Here is a 15723-nt window from a genome sequence, read left to right on the forward strand (position 1 = left end):
CCAGTCTATTCAGCGGTTCACAATCCGGCACCGGCGCTCCCGCTGGAGCTGCAAGCCGATACCCGTAAAATGGCCAATTACTTGAGCATCGGGATTATGGCATTCCCCGAGCAATATCTCTAACTTTTCGCGCTTTACGATTGTAAAGATTTATATGATTTATTCCAGCCTTGAGAGAAGGCACCCGGCGATAAAAGAAAAGAGAGTATAGAGGGGCAAGATCGAAGATTAGCGGGCGCAACAAGGCGCAGGCAGCGGTAATCACTGCCTGCGCACAGCGCCATTAAATCTTCATATCACCAAAGAAGTTCTTCATACCGTCAAACCAACTGCTCTGACGGGGTGAGTTTTTACCGTTTTTCATGGTGGCCTGGAACTGGCGCAGCAGCTCCTTTTGTTTGCTGGTGAGGTTCACTGGGGTTTCTACCACCACCCGGCACATCAGGTCACCAGGAGCGCCGCCACGAACCGGCGTAACGCCTTTGCCGCGCAGGCGGAACAGCTTACCGGTCTGGGTTTCCACGGGAACCTTGAGTTTCACCCGGCCATCCAGCGTCGGGACTTCCAACTCACCACCCAAAGCAGCATCAACAAAATCCACCGGCACTTCACAATACAGATCGGTACCGTCGCGCTGGAAAATTTCATGCGGGAGCACACTGACTTGCACAAACAAATCGCCTGCTGGACCACCTTCCAGGCCCGCCTCCCCTTCTCCGGACAACCGAATGCGATCACCGGTATCCACGCCGGGGGGGACTTTAACGGACAGGGTTTTGGTTTCTTCTTTGCGCCCCTGACCATGACAGGCGGTGCAGGGATCGGAAATGATAGTGCCGCGGCCACGACAAGTGGGGCAGGTCTGCTGTACGGAGAAGAAGCCCTGCTGCATGCGCACTTGGCCGATGCCGCCACAGGTGGTACAGGTCTTCGGTGAGCTACCTTTCTTGGCACCTGAGCCGTCGCACACATCGCACGCAGTCAGTGTGGGCACTTTGATCTGCACACTGGTGCCCCGAACGGCCTCTTCCAGGGTCAAATCCAGGCTGTAGCGCAAATCGGAGCCGCGACTGGCACCGCCGCGGCCACGTCCGCCACCAAAGATATCACCGAATACATCGCCAAAGATGTCGCTGAAACTGCCAAATCCGCCAGCGGCACCTGCGCCGCCCATGCCGCCCTGCTGATCCACACCCGCGTGACCAAACTGGTCGTATGCGGAGCGCTTCTGGGCGTCGGAGAGGACTTCGTAGGCTTCACTTGCCTCCTTGAATTTATCCTCGGAGGTTTTGTCGCCGGGGTTTCTGTCCGGGTGGTGCTTCATCGCCACGCGGCGGTAAGCTTTTTTCAGCTCAGCGGCGGACACGTCTTTGGAGACACCCAGTACTTCGTAATAGTCGCGTTTAGCCATGCTTGAATCGCTTGTTGTGGATCTGACACGACAAATGCGGGCCAAGCCCGCATTTGCTCTAAATCTCTGTATGTCTGTCTGAAGCCCCGCCTAAGGCGGGGCTTCGGTTCAGGCTACTTTTTCTCGTCTTCCTTTACCTCTTCAAACTCAGCGTCCACGGCGCTGTCGTCCTCTGGCTTCGCCTCGCTTTCCGGACCGGCCTGAGCTTGCTCGCCGCCCTGTTGCTCGGCGTACAACTTCTGCGCCAGTGAGCCGGAGGCTTCGGTCAGCTTAGTGGTGGCCGCTTCAATGGCTTCCTTGTCTTCACCTTTGACCACTTCTTCCGCCTCTTTGATGGCGGCTTCAATGGCAGACTTTTCTTCCTCAGTAGCCTTATCTCCGGCGTCTTTTACGGTTTTCTGGGTGGCGTGAATCAAGCCTTCCAGCGTATTGCGCGCGGTGACGATTTCCTCGAACTTGCGGTCCGCCTCGGCATTGGCCTCGGCATCCTTAACCATTTTTTCGATTTCCTCGTCTGACAAGCCCGAGGAAGCTTTAATCACAATGGACTGCTCCTTGCCGGTGGCCTTGTCTTTGGCGCTCACGTTCAAAATACCGTTGGCGTCGATATCAAAGGTCACCTCAATCTGCGGCAGGCCGCGCGGTGCCGGGGGGATATCCGCCAAGTCAAAGCGACCCAGAGACTTGTTCTGAGACGCCTGCTTACGCTCACCCTGTACCACGTGGATGGTCACGGCGGTCTGGTTATCGTCAGCGGTCGAGAACACCTGCGATTTTTTGGTCGGCACGGTGGTGTTTTTCTCGATCAACGGCGTGGCCACACCGCCCATGGTTTCAATACCCAAGGTCAGCGGGCTCACATCCAGCAACAGCACGTCTTTTACGTCACCGGCCAGTACAGCGCCTTGAATGGCGGCGCCCACAGCGACCGCTTCATCCGGGTTAACGTCTCTGCGTGGATCCTTACCGAAGAAGTCGGCCACGGCTTTTTGTACCAGAGGCATACGGGTTTGACCGCCCACCAGGATCACATCACTGATGTCGTTGGCGGAAACACCCGAGTCCTTCAAAGCCATTTTAACTGGCTCAATGGAGCGCGTGACCAGATCTTCCACCAGGGACTCCAGCTTGGCCCGAGTCAACTTAACCACCAAGTGTTTGGGGCCGGTGTTGTCGGCGGTAATGTACGGCAGATTCACTTCGGTCTGCTGGCTGGAAGACAGTTCAATTTTGGCCTTCTCAGCCGCTTCTTTCAGCCGCTGCAGAGCCAGGGGATCGGAGTGCAAATCAATGCCCTGCTCTTTCTTGAACTGCTCGGCCAAGTATTCGATCAGCCGCATGTCGAAGTCTTCACCACCCAAGAAGGTGTCGCCGTTGGTAGACAGCACTTCAAACTGGTGTTCACCGTCCACATCCGCAATTTCAATAATGGAGATATCGAAAGTACCACCACCCAAGTCGTACACGGCGATGGTGCGATCACCACGAGCTTTGTCCATACCGTAAGCCAGGGCTGCGGCGGTGGGCTCGTTAATGATGCGCTTCACTTCCAGACCGGCGATCTTACCCGCGTCTTTGGTGGCTTGGCGCTGGGAGTCGTTGAAGTAGGCGGGCACGGTAATGACGGCCTCGGTGACCTTCTCGCCCAGGTAATCCTCGGCGGTTTTCTTCATTTTCTTGAGCACTTCCGCGGAAACCTGCGGTGGCGCCTTCTTCTCGCCCTTCACTTCCACCCAGGCATCGCCATTGTCAGCGCCCACAATTTTGTAGGGCACCATTTTGATGTCTTTTTGCACCACGTCGTCTTTGAACTTGCGCCCAATCAAACGCTTAACGGCGTACAGGGTGTTGTGAGGATTGGTGACCGCCTGGCGCTTAGCGCTCTGGCCCACGAGGATTTCGCCGTCGTCGGTAAACGCAACGATGGACGGGGTAGTACGATCCCCTTCCGCGCTCTCGATGACTTTCGGCTTGCCGCCTTCCATGACCGACACACAGGAATTCGTGGTGCCCAGGTCAATGCCAATAATTTTACCCATGAACAAATCTCCTAAATTTCTTGCTCGACCCGATGTGGTCATCGGCCCGACGATTACTGAATTAGTGAACGGCTTTGCTTCGCGTTTACACTCTATATTGGCCCACTTGCCGCCTTTTCAAGGCCCCGGCCATAAACGGCTGCTCGCCAGGCGATCAGGGCGCCTTGGAAACCACCACCATGGCGGGACGCACCAGACGACCGTGCAGGGTGTAGCCCTTTTGGAACACTTCCACCACGGTATTGGGCTCCACATCCGGATTGGGCACCATGGTCATGGCCTGGTGAAACTGAGGATCGAAGGGCTCGCCCTGCGGATCCAACGGCACCACCTGGTACTTGGCCAGCACATCCGTAAAGGCCTTCAGAGTAAGCTGAATGCCTTCCGCTACGGGCTTCAGAGCCTCCTCATTCGGGTCGATAGCGGCCAATCCGCGCTCCAGGTTGTCCACTACCGGCAACAAATCCGTCAGTAGCTTCTCCTGACCAAATTTGTGGGCTTTTTCCACGTCCTGTTCGGCCCGACGGCGCGCATTCTGTGCCTCAGCCTGAGAGCGCAGCACTTGATCCTTGGCCGCCTCCATGGCTCCGGTCAGTGCTTCCACCTTGGCCTGCAGGGCTTCTACGGTGTCCTCGCCCTGCCCTTCGGTGGTCTCCTCGGCACCCTGTTGAGCCCGGTATTCTTCCGCCTGGGCCTCGGTGTTTTCCTGGGGTTCTTGCTTGTCTTGATCCGCCACGGTGATCTCCGTCGTGATTTACCTTTGCAGCAAGCCGCTGCACAATGAGTGACTTGTGCGCTAAGAAGCGCCTTGTGCAGCCCTATATGGGGCTAGCCGGCTCGGATTCAAGGCCAAAGGTCGCATTTCGCATTTCCCTCCCCTCAGACTCTGGCCGAACCGAAACAAATACTGTATAAACAGCCAGAAATCCTCACGAAAAACACGAGGCTCCCATGCTTACGCACCTCAGCATTCAGAATTTCACTCTGGTGGACCACCTGGACCTGGACCTAAAGCCCGGCATGACCGTAATTACCGGCGAGACCGGGGCGGGAAAGTCGATTCTGCTCGACGCCCTGGGCCAGACGCTGGGGGACCGAGCCGATGGCCAGCGGGTCCGAACCGGAGCCAAACGGGCCGACATTCACGCCAGTTTTGATCTCAGCGCCATCACCCGGGCGAAACGGTGGCTGGAAGAGCAGGATCTGGAGCAGGAAGAGCACCCTGAGGAGTGCCTGCTACGCAGGGTAATTACCAGTGAAGGCCGCTCCAAGGCCTACATCAACGGCCGCCCCGTGACGCTGCAACAGCTGCGTAGCCTGGGTGAAATGCTGATCGATATCCACAGCCAGCACGAACACCAATCCTTGCTGCATCGAGAAACGCACCGGCGCCTGCTGGATGAGCTGGCAGGCCAAAGCGCGCTGGCAAAGGACGTTCGGGAGCGCTTCCGGCACTGGCAGGCTCTTCGAGAAGATCTCGCTTATCGCAGCGCCAATGCCGAGGAGCTGAGCGCGCGCTTTCAGTTGCTCAGTTATCAGGTCCAAGAGCTGGACCAACTGGGTTTGGACGAAGGTGAGCTGGATGATTTGGAGAGTGAACAACGCACGCTCGCGCACGCCGAAGACATTCTGCAGGCCAGCCAGCAGCTCTCGACGCTGTGTGGCGACGAAGAACAGGGGCTCAGCGTGGGCCTGCACCGGGCCTTGAACCTGTTCCACAACCTGCCCGAAAAGTCCGCCGCGCTGCAGGAAGCGGAGCAACTGCTCACCAGCGCACAGATTCAGGTGGACGAAGCGCAGCGGGAGATTGACCGGCACATCGATAATTTCACCCTGGACCCCGAGCGCCTGCAAACGGTCGAGGAGCGTTTGAGCGCGATTTACGATATCGCCCGCAAGCATCGGGTCGGCCCGGAACAGCTGTCCGAGCTGGAGCAAAACCTACGCACTGAGCTAGAACAACTGGAGGGCGGCGACGCTCATCTGGAAGCACTGACACAGGAAGTCGCCAAGGCCGAAAAGCAGTATCGCGAACAGGCACAGAAGCTGTCTGAGTCCCGTCGCAAAGCCGGCGTCAAACTGGCGACGGAGGTAAATGCCCAGCTCCACGCACTGGCCATGGAAAACGCCCGGCTGGAAGTCAGCCTAACGCCCCTCAAAGACAAACCCGGAGCGCACGGCCTTGAAGAGGTGGAATTTTTAATCAGCACCAACCCCGGTCAAACGCCGCGTTCGCTCAGTAAAGTGGCTTCCGGCGGGGAGCTTTCGCGCATCAGTCTGGCGATCCAGGTGATTACTGCACAGACCTCCGCCAGCCCGACGCTGGTGTTCGATGAGGTGGATGTGGGCATTGGAGGCGCAACCGGCGATGTGGTGGGCCGGCTGCTGCGTCAGCTGGGCGATCGGGGCCAGGTGATTTGCGTTACCCATTTGGCGCAAGTGGCCAGCAAAGGGCACCAACACTTGCAGGTCAACAAAACCGCCAGCGCCTCCAGCGCTCAGTCAACGCTGATAGAGCTCACTGGAGAGGCCAAAGTGGAAGAAATCGCGCGCATGTTGGGCGGTATGACTATTACCGACCAATCACTGGCTCATGCGAGGGAAATCCTGGAAAAGTAGGCTGGAATTGTAAAACGCTAACAAGTTGTTATTTTTTTGGTTTCACGTACAGCACCAGGCTGTGATCCACCAACTCGTACCCGTGTTCGTCGGCGATCTGGCGCTGCAGCGCTTCAATTTTTTCGTTGTGGAACTCTATGACGGCGCTCGTGTCCATGCATACCATATGGTCGTGGTGTTCACCGCGAGCGATTTCAAACACCGAGTGGCCACCATCGAAGTTATGGCGCTCCACCAAACCGGCACTTTCAAATTGCGTCAGCACCCGATACACAGTGGCCAGGCCGACATCGTCGCCCGCTTCCATCAAGGCCTTGTAGACGTCTTCCGCGCTCATATGGCGCTCTTCGGAAGACTCCAGCATTTGCAGGATCTTGACCCTAGGCAGCGTCACCTTGAGGCCCGCTTTGCGCAGTTCCTGGTTTTCTTCGGCCATTTTTCCCCCAAACCCTTCTCAGTGTTCCTGTCAATCAGGTATTATCGCGATTCGTTTTGCCAAGTGGAAGCCCTTATATGAAAATAGCCAGCCGCCTAATCCTGGTCGCAGCCCTTCTCGCCAGCCTGGCAGGTTGTTCCTATTTCCAATTTCCCGGCGTTCACAAGATCTATATTCAGCAAGGTCACATTGTGACTCAGGACATGCTTGATCAGCTGGAGCCCGGCCTGACCAAACGCCAGGTTCGCTATGTGCTGGGCACACCGCTACTGGCCGACAGTTTCAACGAAGACCGCTGGGATTACCACTACAGTCTGCGTCAGGGCGACAAAACATTTCGCAAGCGCGCTATGACGGTCTTCTTTGAAGACGATCGCATGACGCACTTCACGGGTGACTTTGGGCGGACTAACCTTGAGGACGCCGGAGAAGGCCTGCCCGCCGTTCCGACCAACGTCGAAGAAGACGCGGGCGCATTCCCGACTGAACCACTCGAGGGCGAAATACCCCTACCGACTAATCAGTAAAACTCTAGGGCTCTGACGATCAACGTCCGTCGGAGCCCACTCAATCACTGGCTTTGTTCTTCTCGGCGCGTTTGCGCCGAATTTCTTTCGGGTCGATGATCAACGGCCGATAGATCTCTACTCTATCGCCCGGTTGTAACTCATATTCCCGTGGCGGTTTGAGTCCTTTAGTACCCAGGGCCTGCCCGAAAATACCCATTTTTGCGCTCTCCAGATCCAGCTCTGGAAAACTTTTTGCGATCCCCGAGCGCTCGGCCGCTTGGTAAGCACTGGTCCCAGGCTCCACCAACAATTCAATGATTTTTTGTTTGTCCGGAAGCGCGTAGGCCACCTCCACGGTAATTAAGTCCAGATCGGCCATACTCTTAGCGCTCTCCTGCATGTGGTAACCCATAAACGTTCTGCGCCCGCCGACACAAAGCATCCACCTGTTTACTCGCGGCGGATTCAAACAATTTACCCACCGCCATACCCAGGAGACGGCTCTTCATATCGAAGGCCAATTCAAAACCCACCCGGCAGGCACCACTATCAATGGCTTCGAAGGTCCAGCACCCCTCCAAACGGGAAAAGGGCCCCTCGACCAATTTCATGGTCATGCGTGTCGGTGGCTGTAACTCGTTGCGCGTGACGAAGCTCTGGGTCAGCCCCGCCTTCTGGAGCTCCAAACGTGCCTCCAACCAACCGGGGCCGCGCTGCAGCACCTGCGCCCCCACGCAATCGTCCATGTATTCTGGGTAGGCCTCAATGTCATTGACCAAATCGAACATCTGCTGCGCCGAATACTGCACCAGCGCCGATCGTTCTACTCGATGACTCAACAAACGTACTCCCTATTCAAGAAAACTGATCCCACAGGCCGGCCAGGAGAATCACAAGCAAAGCCGCGGGGCAAAGATATTTTAAAAGCCATAACCAGGCGGAAAATAAGGTCTCGGAGGCGGGCCTGACTTCGTGATGCAGAAGTTCACGACGCACCACCCAACCCACAAACAAAGCCATCAGAAGTCCCCCGAGAGGCAGCATGACACGCTGCGTGAAGAAGTCGAGGAAGTTAAATACGTTCATCCCCAGCAATAGGGACATATCCTGCCAGACATTAAACGACAAGACCGACCCGATCCCGAGCAGCCAAGCACTTCCGGCAATCAGCACATTCGCTGTCCAGCGCTGAATGTTAAAGCGTTCGGCAACGTAGGCAACGCCCGGCTCCAACAACGATATGGTGGAACTCCAGGCCGCCAAGGCCACCAAGGCGAAAAACGCCGCCCCAAAGAATACCCCCGCCTGCATACTGCCAAAAGCAACCGGCAAGCTAATAAACATCAACCCGGGCCCCTCGGCCGGGCTCAAACCGGGTGTGGCGAACACAATCGGGAAAATGGCCAAGCCGGCGATCAACGCCACCAAGGTGTCTAGAGCCGCGACGGCAAACACCATTTTACCAACGGAGGCCTTGCCAGGCATATAGGAGCCGTAGGCCATAATGGCGCCCATGGCCAAACTGAGCGTAAAGAACGCGTGCCCCAACGCCAGCGAGGCGGCTCCCCAGGACAACCCCGCCGGATCAAAACCAAACATAAACCGCCAACCAGCGGCAAAATCACCTGCAGTCACGGCGTAGACCAATAGCACCAATAACAGCACAAACAGCAACGGCATCAGCAAGCGCACGGCGGTTTCCAAACCACGGGTAACGCCAAACGCCACCACAAGTACAGTCATGGCGATAAAAGCGCTCTGCCATCCAAATAACCGCCATGGATTGGCCAGCAATGCGTTAAAAGCAGCGCCAGCCGTTTCGCCATCCAGGCCCACAAAGTGGCCTCGGGCGGCAGCCCCGAAGTATTCCAGGGACCAGCCAGCGACGACGCTGTAAAACGACAAAATCAAAAAACCGGCGATGACACCGCTCCAGCCTATGAGATTCCACATAGGGGAGGCACCGCTCTGGCGAGCGATCTTACTCACGGCATCGATGGGGTTGGCTCGACCGTGCCGACCAAGGGTCACTTCGGCCATCATCACCGGCACACCGATCAGCAGGATGAACACGAGATACATGAGCACGAAGGCGCCACCGCCGTTCTCGCCCGCAATGTAGGGAAATTTCCAGATATTTCCCAAGCCGACAGCCGATCCAGTGGCGGCGAGAATGAAGGTACCTCGGTGGCCCCAGATGGCGTGTTGTTTAATTGTCTTCACCAGGAGGCTCTCCAAGCTGGCTGGCCGCGATCAGCGAATTGTAACGATATTGGCGTGGAAACAACAATCATCGAACCTTCCGGTCATTGGAAGACAGAAGCACGGCTAAGCCGATATAATGCCCGCCCACTCACGGAATCACAGTCATTAGTTGGCGTTATGGGAAAGACCAAGAAGAAGCCGAGCGGCAATACCATCGCTCAGAACAAGAAGGCTAAGTTCGATTTTGAGCTGCACGAGCGAACGGAGGCGGGCGTCGCCTTGTTGGGATGGGAGGTGAAGAGCCTGCGCCAGGGTAAGGTGCAGCTGACGGATAGCTATGTGATTTTCAAAAACGGCGAGGCTTGGTTGTTGGGCTCGCACATTACGCCGTTGCCCACGGCCTCGACGCATTTTGTGACTGACCCAACCCGTACCCGCAAGTTACTGTTAAAGCGCAAGGAGATTGCCAAGCTCCAAGCCGCTGCAGAACAGAAGGGCTACACGGTGGTGGCAACGGCTTTGTACTGGAAGGCTCATTTGGTGAAATGCGAGGTGGCTCTAGGTAAGGGCAAGCAGCTGCACGATAAACGCCAAACCGAGAAAGAGCGGGATTGGGATCGTCAGAAGCAGCGAGTTTTGCAGGATCAGAATAAGTAATCTCTACGGTGGACGTCCCCTCGTCCCCGTCATTCCCGCGAAAGCGGGAATCCATCTCTCTTCGTCGCACATTTCTCTCGTTTACAAAAAGCTCTACTAAGTTCTGACGTTCGGAGCTCTGGTCAAGTGCAGCGAGTGGGGCGGCTGGGTGCGCTACTCGTGCTCGGCGCTCTTATCGAAGAACGGGGGTTGGGTTTGGCGATCTACCTCCGGGACACGCCGTAAATATGTCCCTATAGGCTCGGATGCAGCATCCCTGCTGCATACGGTCCCGGAGGTAGCTCCCCAAACCCTTTCGGGACGCTGGGTGCCACTAAGTATCGCCAACCGCCCCGGTGCCAATAGCGCTGTTTGGTGGTACCCGAAGATGTTCTATTGGATCTCCGCTTTCGCGGAGATGACGGTGTAAGGATCCTAGTACCTATGCGTCATTCGCGCGAAAGCGGGATCCATTTCGGTGCACTGAAGCCAAACCCAACTCCCTTATTTCCCGAAACTATCAGATTGGTACAGCGGAGAGTGGGGCAGGCATTCCCGGACTGTATGCGGCATGGATGCCGCATCCAAGCCTACACGGATGTATTTACGGCGTGTCCGGGTGTGCCTGCCCCACTCGCAGCACTCGACTAAAACCCAGTTCACCAAAGCAGCACTTGACCAAGTCAACGAGAGCCGTGGTGCTACTAGTTATTAAATTAGAGGAGTGCTAGAAATGGATCCCCGCATTCGCGGGAATGACGAGAAGACGTGGGAGTGACGAGAAGATGGGCTTGGGGAGTCGCAGAAAGACCAGCGACTCCCCTACCGTAATCCCCGCACAGGCGGGGATCAGTGTTTTAATTATTCAGAAAACGGATGACGAAGCACCACAGTTTCCACTCGGTCCGGGCCGGTAGAGACGATATCGATGGGTGTGTTCATCAACTCTTCCAGGCGCTTGATGTACGCGCGGGCATTCTCGGGTAGCTCATCAAGGCTGCGGGCGCCTACGGTGGAATCCTGCCAGCCGGGCATCTCTTCGTAGATAGGCTGCACTTCTTCCCAGCCTTCCGCGTCGTGAGGAATACCCATGGGATTGCCGGCGGAGTCCTGATAACCGATACAGATTTTTACCGTTTCCAAACCGTCGAGCACATCCAGCTTGGTCAAGCAGACACCGGTAACGCTATTGATGCGATTGGCGTGGCGCACGGCCACAATATCAAACCAACCGCAGCGGCGCTTACGACCGGTAGTTGCACCGAACTCGTGACCTTTTTCGCCCAGGTGCTGGCCAGCGGCGCAATCCAACTCAGTGGGGAATGGGCCGGAACCTACACGGGTGGTGTAGGCCTTGGTGATACCCAAAACATAGTCCAGGTACAAAGGACCCACACCTGAACCGGTGGCGGCACCGCCGGCGGTGGTGTTGGATGAGGTTACAAACGGATAAGTACCGTGGTCGATGTCCAGCAAGGAACCTTGAGCACCCTCAAACAAAATGCTCTCACCGCGCTCCCGCGTCTCATGCAGCAATGTGGTGACATCGTCAATCAGCGGAATCAGTTCTTTTGCCCACTCCTGACACAGGGCCAAAGTCTCGTCGTAGTCCACTGGCTTAACGCCGTAATACTGAACCAACATAAAGTTATGGTATTCCATAACTTCTTTGAGTTTAGCGGCGAAGCGCTGTGGGTTAAGCAGGTCACCCAAACGCAAACCGCGGCGGGCCACTTTGTCTTCATAAGCGGGCCCGATGCCGCGTCCGGTGGTACCAATTTTGGCGGCGCCACGGGCGATTTCGCGGGCCTGGTCCAGCTCAATGTGGTACGGGAGAATTAACGGACAGGAGGAAGACAGGCGCAAACGCTCACGCACAGGCACACCCTGGGCTTCCAGCTCAGCGATTTCCTTGAACAGAGCTTCCGGCGAAACCACGACGCCGTTGCCGATTAAGCATTGCACGTCATCACGCAAGACCCCTGAAGGGATCAAATGCAGTACGGTTTTTTTGCCATCAATCACGAGCGTGTGGCCGGCGTTGTGACCACCCTGAAAGCGGGCAACAAGAGACACTTGATCGGTCAGCAGATCGACGATCTTGCCTTTACCTTCGTCACCCCATTGGGTGCCCAGAACAACGACATTCTTTCCCATGCTCGGTTTAACTCTCTTTACGGTTTGTTGATAAAGTCAGGCTTGCATCAAGCAAGAGGCGCTACTTCGTAACCCTGCTCGGTGGGGATTAATTGCCGGTCGCAACCGAGATCTTCAGGGTTGCTCCCAGGCGCTGCACAGATGACCCGCTCGCCCTGTAAGCGCAGCTTCTGGATCACTTGCCACTGGGCTGGATCGTTAACCTCGGGGGCGTAAATTCCCCCCGCGGGCAACGTGGCCAGAATTCCCAGTTTGCTCAATGCGGTAATGTCGACAGCGAAACCGGTCGCGGGGCGGGAGCGGCCGAAAACCTCACCGATATGATCGTAACGTCCACCGCTGGCCACGGGGTTGCCATAGCCAGGAGCGAAGGCGGCGAACACCAGTCCGGTCAGATAGTGATAGCCCCGAAGCTCACCAAGATCAAAATACAGCTCGGCGCCGGGGTAGCGCTGCGTCACGGTGTCGGCTACGGCGTCCAATTGGTTGATCGCCTCGAGCACTTCCATCGGGCAGCTGGCGAAACGCTCGCGTGCCTCTGCAAGTACTTCACGTCCGCCGGCCAACCGGGGCAGATCCAGAAACACTTGTGCCATGGCGCTATCGGCAATGTTCTCCGCGACCCATTCGCGAATTTCAGTCATGGCCTTGCGCTGCAGCAATTCAAAGAAAACTTCTTCCTGATGCTCACTCAAGCCCGCGTGAGCCGCCAGGGCGCGGTAGATACCCACATGCCCCAGATCAATGTGCAATTGCGGCAACCCGGCCACCTGCAGGGATTCCAGTAGCAAGGACACCACTTCAATGTCCGCACTCACACTGGCCTCACCATAAAATTCCACACCGGCTTGTATCGGGGTGCGCGTAGCGAGTGGGTTTTTGGGGCGGGCGTGGACCACATGACCAGCGTAGCAAAGGCGGTTAGCACCGCGGCGGGTAAAGCTGTGAGCATCCATGCGCGCGGTTTGAGGGGTGATATCCGCGCGGATTCCCAGCGTGCGGCCACTGATTTGATCGGTCACTTTAAAAGTGAGCAGATCGACGTCACGGCCCAAGCCAATCAACAGGGAATCGGTGTATTCAAGTAAAGGAGGAATGACCAGGTCATATCCCCAGGTAGCGTAGAGGTCCAGCAGTCGCCGGCGCAGTTGTTCTATAGGCTTAGCCTCGGCGGGCAGAATTTCTTCCACCCCATCGGGCAAGAGCCAGCGGTCAGCGTAGGTCATATCGAACTCTGACAGTTGTTCAGTTCAACAGGTAAAGGCATCCGACCCCAACCAGCATGCTGGCCAACCCGACAAGTCGTAATTGTCGATTGCTGACCTCGGCCAGGCTTACTACAAGTTGACGCCAACGGGCCGGGTACAGGAACGGGATAATGCCCTCAAGCACCAGCATCAGGCACAGGGCTCGACCGAGATCTTCCCACATACGATGCGCCTTCGGAGTGAGGTTGCCATCCGGAGTACCACGTTGGCCAAACGCCGTATTGGTCAGGTTGTACCTGAATTTCTTTGGCGTTTGACACAAAAAACCGAGCCCTGAGGCTCGGTTGCGGCATTCTAGCACTTTTTGCGGGGCAATGGTGCCCCGCAAACAGGCTAATTGTTACCTCGACCTTGCGAGTTGTTCAAGAAGCGGAAGAACTCGCTGCTTGGGTCCACCACCATCAGATCTTCCTTAGTACTGAAGGCGCTCCGGTAGGCGTTGAGACTGCGAGTAAATGCGTAGAACTCGGGGTCTTGCCCGAACGCATCAGCAAAAATCGCCGCCGCCCGAGCATCCCCGTCACCACGCAGAAGCTCGGCGTCACGGTAGGCATTGGCCAGCAAAACTGCACGCTGACGGTCCGCATCCGCGCGAATCACTTCGCCCTGCTCGCGACCGGTTGCCCGGTATTCCTGAGCTTCTTTGTTCCGATCAGCCGACATCCGGTCAAAGACCGACTGGCTTACGTCGACGGGCAGGTCAATACGGCGAACGCGTACGTCCAGAATCTCGACGCCCAACTGGTCCAGAGCCACGACATTCAAACTTTCCGTCAGCTGCTCCATCAGCTCGTCCCGCTGCCCGGATACCACTTCGTGCAGGGTACGCAAGCCCACTTGGTTACGTAATCCATCTTGAATCCGCTCGGAAAGACGGGAGTCGGCTGTAGCCTCCAAACCACCGGTAGCCCGATAGTAAGTAGCCACATCGACGATACGCCACTTCGCGTAAGAGTCGACAATCAGACGCTTGCTTTCCACCGTAAAATAGCTTTCTGGGGGCGCATCGACGGTGATCACACGGCCATCGAACAGTTGGGCCCGGTCCGCGAAAGGAATTTTGACATGCAACCCCGGTTGAAGGTCAGCCTGAACCATGCGCCCGAAGCGAAGTACGACCCCACGCTCATATTCCGAGACAACATACACGGTGTTGGCGGCGATAAAGACCGCCAAAGCCACAGCAATGATGGCTCCTATACCTTTGTTAGACATTAGCGCACCTCCCGACGAACAGGACGAGTTGTGTTACGACTACCCAGCTCCCGGCTGACCTGCTCGGTCACTTGCCGGATTGCATCGGCAGACGCGTCGGTACGGGGAGCGCTGGTCTTTTGTCCAGCCGCGCTGCCCATCCGATCCAGGGGCAGGAACAGCACGTTGTTGCCATCGGCCACATCCAACATCACCTTGCTGGAAGCTTCCATGACACCCTGCAGAGTCTCGATATACAGACGCTCGCGAGTCACTTCCGGTGCGCGCTGGTATTCCGCCAACAGCAGTTCGAAACGACGCGATTCACCTTCGGCCCGGGCGACGACTTCCGCACGATAGGCTTCAGCTTCTTCGATCATCCGCTGTGCCCGCCCGCGGGCTTCGGGGATTACCGAATTGGCATAGGCTTGAGCTTCGTTTTTGATACGTTCTTCCTCCTCACGCGCCTTGATCACGTCATCGAAAGCTTCGCGCACTTCTTGAGGCGGACGACCTTCCTGAAGGTTGACCTGGCGAACAGCGATACCCGTACCGTAATTATCCAAATAAAGTTGTAGCCGCTTATGCACTTCCCTACCGATGGCTTCACGACCCCCAGATAGCGCCTGATTGAGTTCGGTGGAACCAATCACGTGGCGCAAGGCACTATCAGCGGCGTGACGCAAACTCACTTCCGGGTCGCGCACACTGAGCACATAGGAGCGCACGTCCGCCACATTGTACTGCACGGTGATAGGCAGCTCGACGATGCTCTCGTCCTGGGTCAGCATCAACGCCCTGGAGGCGTATTGCCGCTCCTGGGTGACGTTTTCCACGAACACTTCGTTAATCAATCGGGCGTTCCAGCGTAAACCTTCGTCTTTGATCTCATGGAAGGCACCCAGTCGGAGCACTACCGCCCGCTCCTGGGCGTTTACCACATAAAAACCAGAGAGCAGGTAGACGATGGCCAGCACCAACACACCCACGGCAATGAGGGGAATCAGGCTGGCAGAGCCGCCTGAGTTGCCGCCGCCGGCATCTCCACCACCGGAGCCACCGCCAAACATGCCATTGAGCCTGTCGCGCAGTTTTTTCCAAGCTTCATCTAAATCGGGTGGGCCGCCGCTACCGCCGCCTCCGCCCCAGGGGTCTTTACCCCCTCCTCCCGGTTGATTCCAGGCCATAGGATGTTCTCCGCTTTACGTTAAAAATATAAAATTCTGTAGTGGCGTTCCCGCAAGACGTG

15 protein-coding genes are annotated in these 15723 nt (G+C 56.7%); 3 read left to right on the plus strand and 12 right to left on the minus strand.

Translation table 11 applies throughout. The features are described from left to right. Nucleotides 1-283: 283 nt before the first annotated feature. The 3 genes from dnaJ to grpE form a co-directional block, all read right to left on the minus strand. A complete protein-coding gene (gene dnaJ / locus RBH33_RS06580) occupies nucleotides 284-1411 on the minus strand; it encodes a molecular chaperone DnaJ (RefSeq protein WP_306731359.1) in 1128 nt (375 codons plus the stop codon). Between the two features lie 113 nt (nucleotides 1412-1524). Then, nucleotides 1525-3450: a molecular chaperone DnaK gene (gene dnaK, locus RBH33_RS06585; protein ID WP_306731360.1), complete on the minus strand. Its 1926-nt coding sequence runs from the start codon at nucleotides 3448-3450 to the stop codon at nucleotides 1525-1527. Nucleotides 3451-3604: 154 nt separating this feature from the next. After that, entirely contained in the window at nucleotides 3605-4186 is a 582-nt protein-coding gene (gene grpE, locus RBH33_RS06590) for a nucleotide exchange factor GrpE (RefSeq protein WP_306731361.1), read from the minus strand. 215 nt (nucleotides 4187-4401) lie between these two features. Here grpE and recN point away from each other — a divergent pair, with 215 nt between their 5' ends. Then, nucleotides 4402-6069, plus strand: coding sequence for a DNA repair protein RecN (gene recN, locus RBH33_RS06595; RefSeq protein WP_306731362.1), 1668 nt, complete (start codon nucleotides 4402-4404; stop codon nucleotides 6067-6069). A 28-nt stretch (nucleotides 6070-6097) separates the two neighbouring features. Here recN and fur read toward each other — a convergent pair whose 3' ends face one another. Next, nucleotides 6098-6505, minus strand: coding sequence for a ferric iron uptake transcriptional regulator (fur, locus tag RBH33_RS06600; RefSeq protein WP_306731363.1), 408 nt, complete (start codon nucleotides 6503-6505; stop codon nucleotides 6098-6100). A 77-nt stretch (nucleotides 6506-6582) separates the two neighbouring features. Between fur and RBH33_RS06605 the strand changes: the two genes are divergently transcribed. Further along, on the plus strand, nucleotides 6583-7032 hold the full coding sequence (locus RBH33_RS06605; protein ID WP_306731364.1) for an outer membrane protein assembly factor BamE: 450 nt from the start codon (nucleotides 6583-6585) through the stop codon (nucleotides 7030-7032). Between the two features lie 40 nt (nucleotides 7033-7072). Here the strand turns inward: RBH33_RS06605 and RBH33_RS06610 are convergent, their stop codons facing one another. From RBH33_RS06610 to RBH33_RS06620, 3 genes are read right to left on the minus strand one after another with little or no spacing between them, the layout of a single operon-like run. Beyond that, nucleotides 7073-7393 carry an RnfH family protein gene (locus RBH33_RS06610; RefSeq protein ID WP_306731365.1) on the minus strand — a complete coding sequence of 107 codons (321 nt, stop codon included), beginning with the start codon at nucleotides 7391-7393 and terminating at the stop codon, nucleotides 7073-7075. Between the two features lie 4 nt (nucleotides 7394-7397). After that, the gene (locus RBH33_RS06615; RefSeq protein WP_306731366.1) at nucleotides 7398-7853 is read right to left on the minus strand and encodes a type II toxin-antitoxin system RatA family toxin; all 456 of its coding nucleotides are present in this window, start codon (nucleotides 7851-7853) and stop codon (nucleotides 7398-7400) included. A 16-nt stretch (nucleotides 7854-7869) separates the two neighbouring features. Further along, nucleotides 7870-9237 (minus strand): sodium-dependent transporter, encoded by a 1368-nt coding sequence (locus RBH33_RS06620; protein WP_306731367.1) that lies wholly within the window; start codon nucleotides 9235-9237, stop codon nucleotides 7870-7872. Nucleotides 9238-9396: 159 nt separating this feature from the next. Here RBH33_RS06620 and smpB point away from each other — a divergent pair, with 159 nt between their 5' ends. After that, nucleotides 9397-9876 carry an SsrA-binding protein SmpB gene (smpB, locus tag RBH33_RS06625; RefSeq protein ID WP_306731368.1) on the plus strand — a complete coding sequence of 160 codons (480 nt, stop codon included), beginning with the start codon at nucleotides 9397-9399 and terminating at the stop codon, nucleotides 9874-9876. An 840-nt stretch (nucleotides 9877-10716) separates the two neighbouring features. On the opposite strand, the gene RBH33_RS06630 is transcribed toward smpB, so the two are convergent. The 5 genes from RBH33_RS06630 to hflK all read right to left on the minus strand — a co-directional run bounded on the left by RBH33_RS06630 (nucleotide 10717) and on the right by hflK (nucleotide 15661). Continuing rightward, complete coding sequence (locus tag RBH33_RS06630) at nucleotides 10717-12012, minus strand: adenylosuccinate synthase (RefSeq protein WP_306731369.1); 1296 nt, start codon at nucleotides 12010-12012, stop codon at nucleotides 10717-10719. A 47-nt stretch (nucleotides 12013-12059) separates the two neighbouring features. Continuing rightward, a complete protein-coding gene (locus RBH33_RS06635) occupies nucleotides 12060-13238 on the minus strand; it encodes an ATP phosphoribosyltransferase regulatory subunit (RefSeq protein ID WP_306731370.1) in 1179 nt (392 codons plus the stop codon). A gap of 19 nt (nucleotides 13239-13257) precedes the next feature. Continuing rightward, a complete protein-coding gene (locus RBH33_RS06640; protein WP_306731371.1) occupies nucleotides 13258-13443 on the minus strand; it encodes a DUF2065 domain-containing protein in 186 nt (61 codons plus the stop codon). 170 nt (nucleotides 13444-13613) lie between these two features. After that, nucleotides 13614-14495, minus strand: coding sequence for a protease modulator HflC (gene hflC, locus RBH33_RS06645; protein WP_306731372.1), 882 nt, complete (start codon nucleotides 14493-14495; stop codon nucleotides 13614-13616). After that, a complete protein-coding gene (hflK, locus tag RBH33_RS06650; protein WP_306731373.1) occupies nucleotides 14495-15661 on the minus strand; it encodes an FtsH protease activity modulator HflK in 1167 nt (388 codons plus the stop codon). The genes hflC and hflK overlap by 1 nt, the downstream gene beginning before the upstream one ends. Nucleotides 15662-15723: the final 62 nt, after the last annotated feature.

Source organism: Marinimicrobium hydrolyticum, from assembly GCF_030848505.1.
In the GTDB taxonomy this organism is placed as follows: Bacteria; Pseudomonadota; Gammaproteobacteria; order Pseudomonadales; family Cellvibrionaceae; genus JAVDDU01.

What these genes read in the sequence shown, in the direction of transcription:
- dnaJ (WP_306731359.1), bottom strand. Translation starts at nt 1,411, where the DNA reads ATGGCTAAACGCGACTATTACGAAGTACTGGGTGTCTCCAAAGACGTG.
- dnaK (WP_306731360.1), bottom strand. Translation starts at nt 3,450, where the DNA reads ATGGGTAAAATTATTGGCATTGACCTGGGCACCACGAATTCCTGTGTG.
- recN (WP_306731362.1), top strand. Translation starts at nt 4,402, where the DNA reads ATGCTTACGCACCTCAGCATTCAGAATTTCACTCTGGTGGACCACCTG.
- fur (WP_306731363.1), bottom strand. Translation starts at nt 6,505, where the DNA reads ATGGCCGAAGAAAACCAGGAACTGCGCAAAGCGGGCCTCAAGGTGACG.
- RBH33_RS06605 (WP_306731364.1), top strand. Translation starts at nt 6,583, where the DNA reads ATGAAAATAGCCAGCCGCCTAATCCTGGTCGCAGCCCTTCTCGCCAGC.
- RBH33_RS06610 (WP_306731365.1), bottom strand. Translation starts at nt 7,393, where the DNA reads ATGGCCGATCTGGACTTAATTACCGTGGAGGTGGCCTACGCGCTTCCG.
- smpB (WP_306731368.1), top strand. Translation starts at nt 9,397, where the DNA reads ATGGGAAAGACCAAGAAGAAGCCGAGCGGCAATACCATCGCTCAGAAC.
- RBH33_RS06630 (WP_306731369.1), bottom strand. Translation starts at nt 12,012, where the DNA reads ATGGGAAAGAATGTCGTTGTTCTGGGCACCCAATGGGGTGACGAAGGT.
- RBH33_RS06635 (WP_306731370.1), bottom strand. Translation starts at nt 13,238, where the DNA reads ATGACCTACGCTGACCGCTGGCTCTTGCCCGATGGGGTGGAAGAAATT.
- RBH33_RS06640 (WP_306731371.1), bottom strand. Translation starts at nt 13,443, where the DNA reads ATGTGGGAAGATCTCGGTCGAGCCCTGTGCCTGATGCTGGTGCTTGAG.
- hflC (WP_306731372.1), bottom strand. Translation starts at nt 14,495, where the DNA reads ATGTCTAACAAAGGTATAGGAGCCATCATTGCTGTGGCTTTGGCGGTC.
- hflK (WP_306731373.1), bottom strand. Translation starts at nt 15,661, where the DNA reads ATGGCCTGGAATCAACCGGGAGGAGGGGGTAAAGACCCCTGGGGCGGA.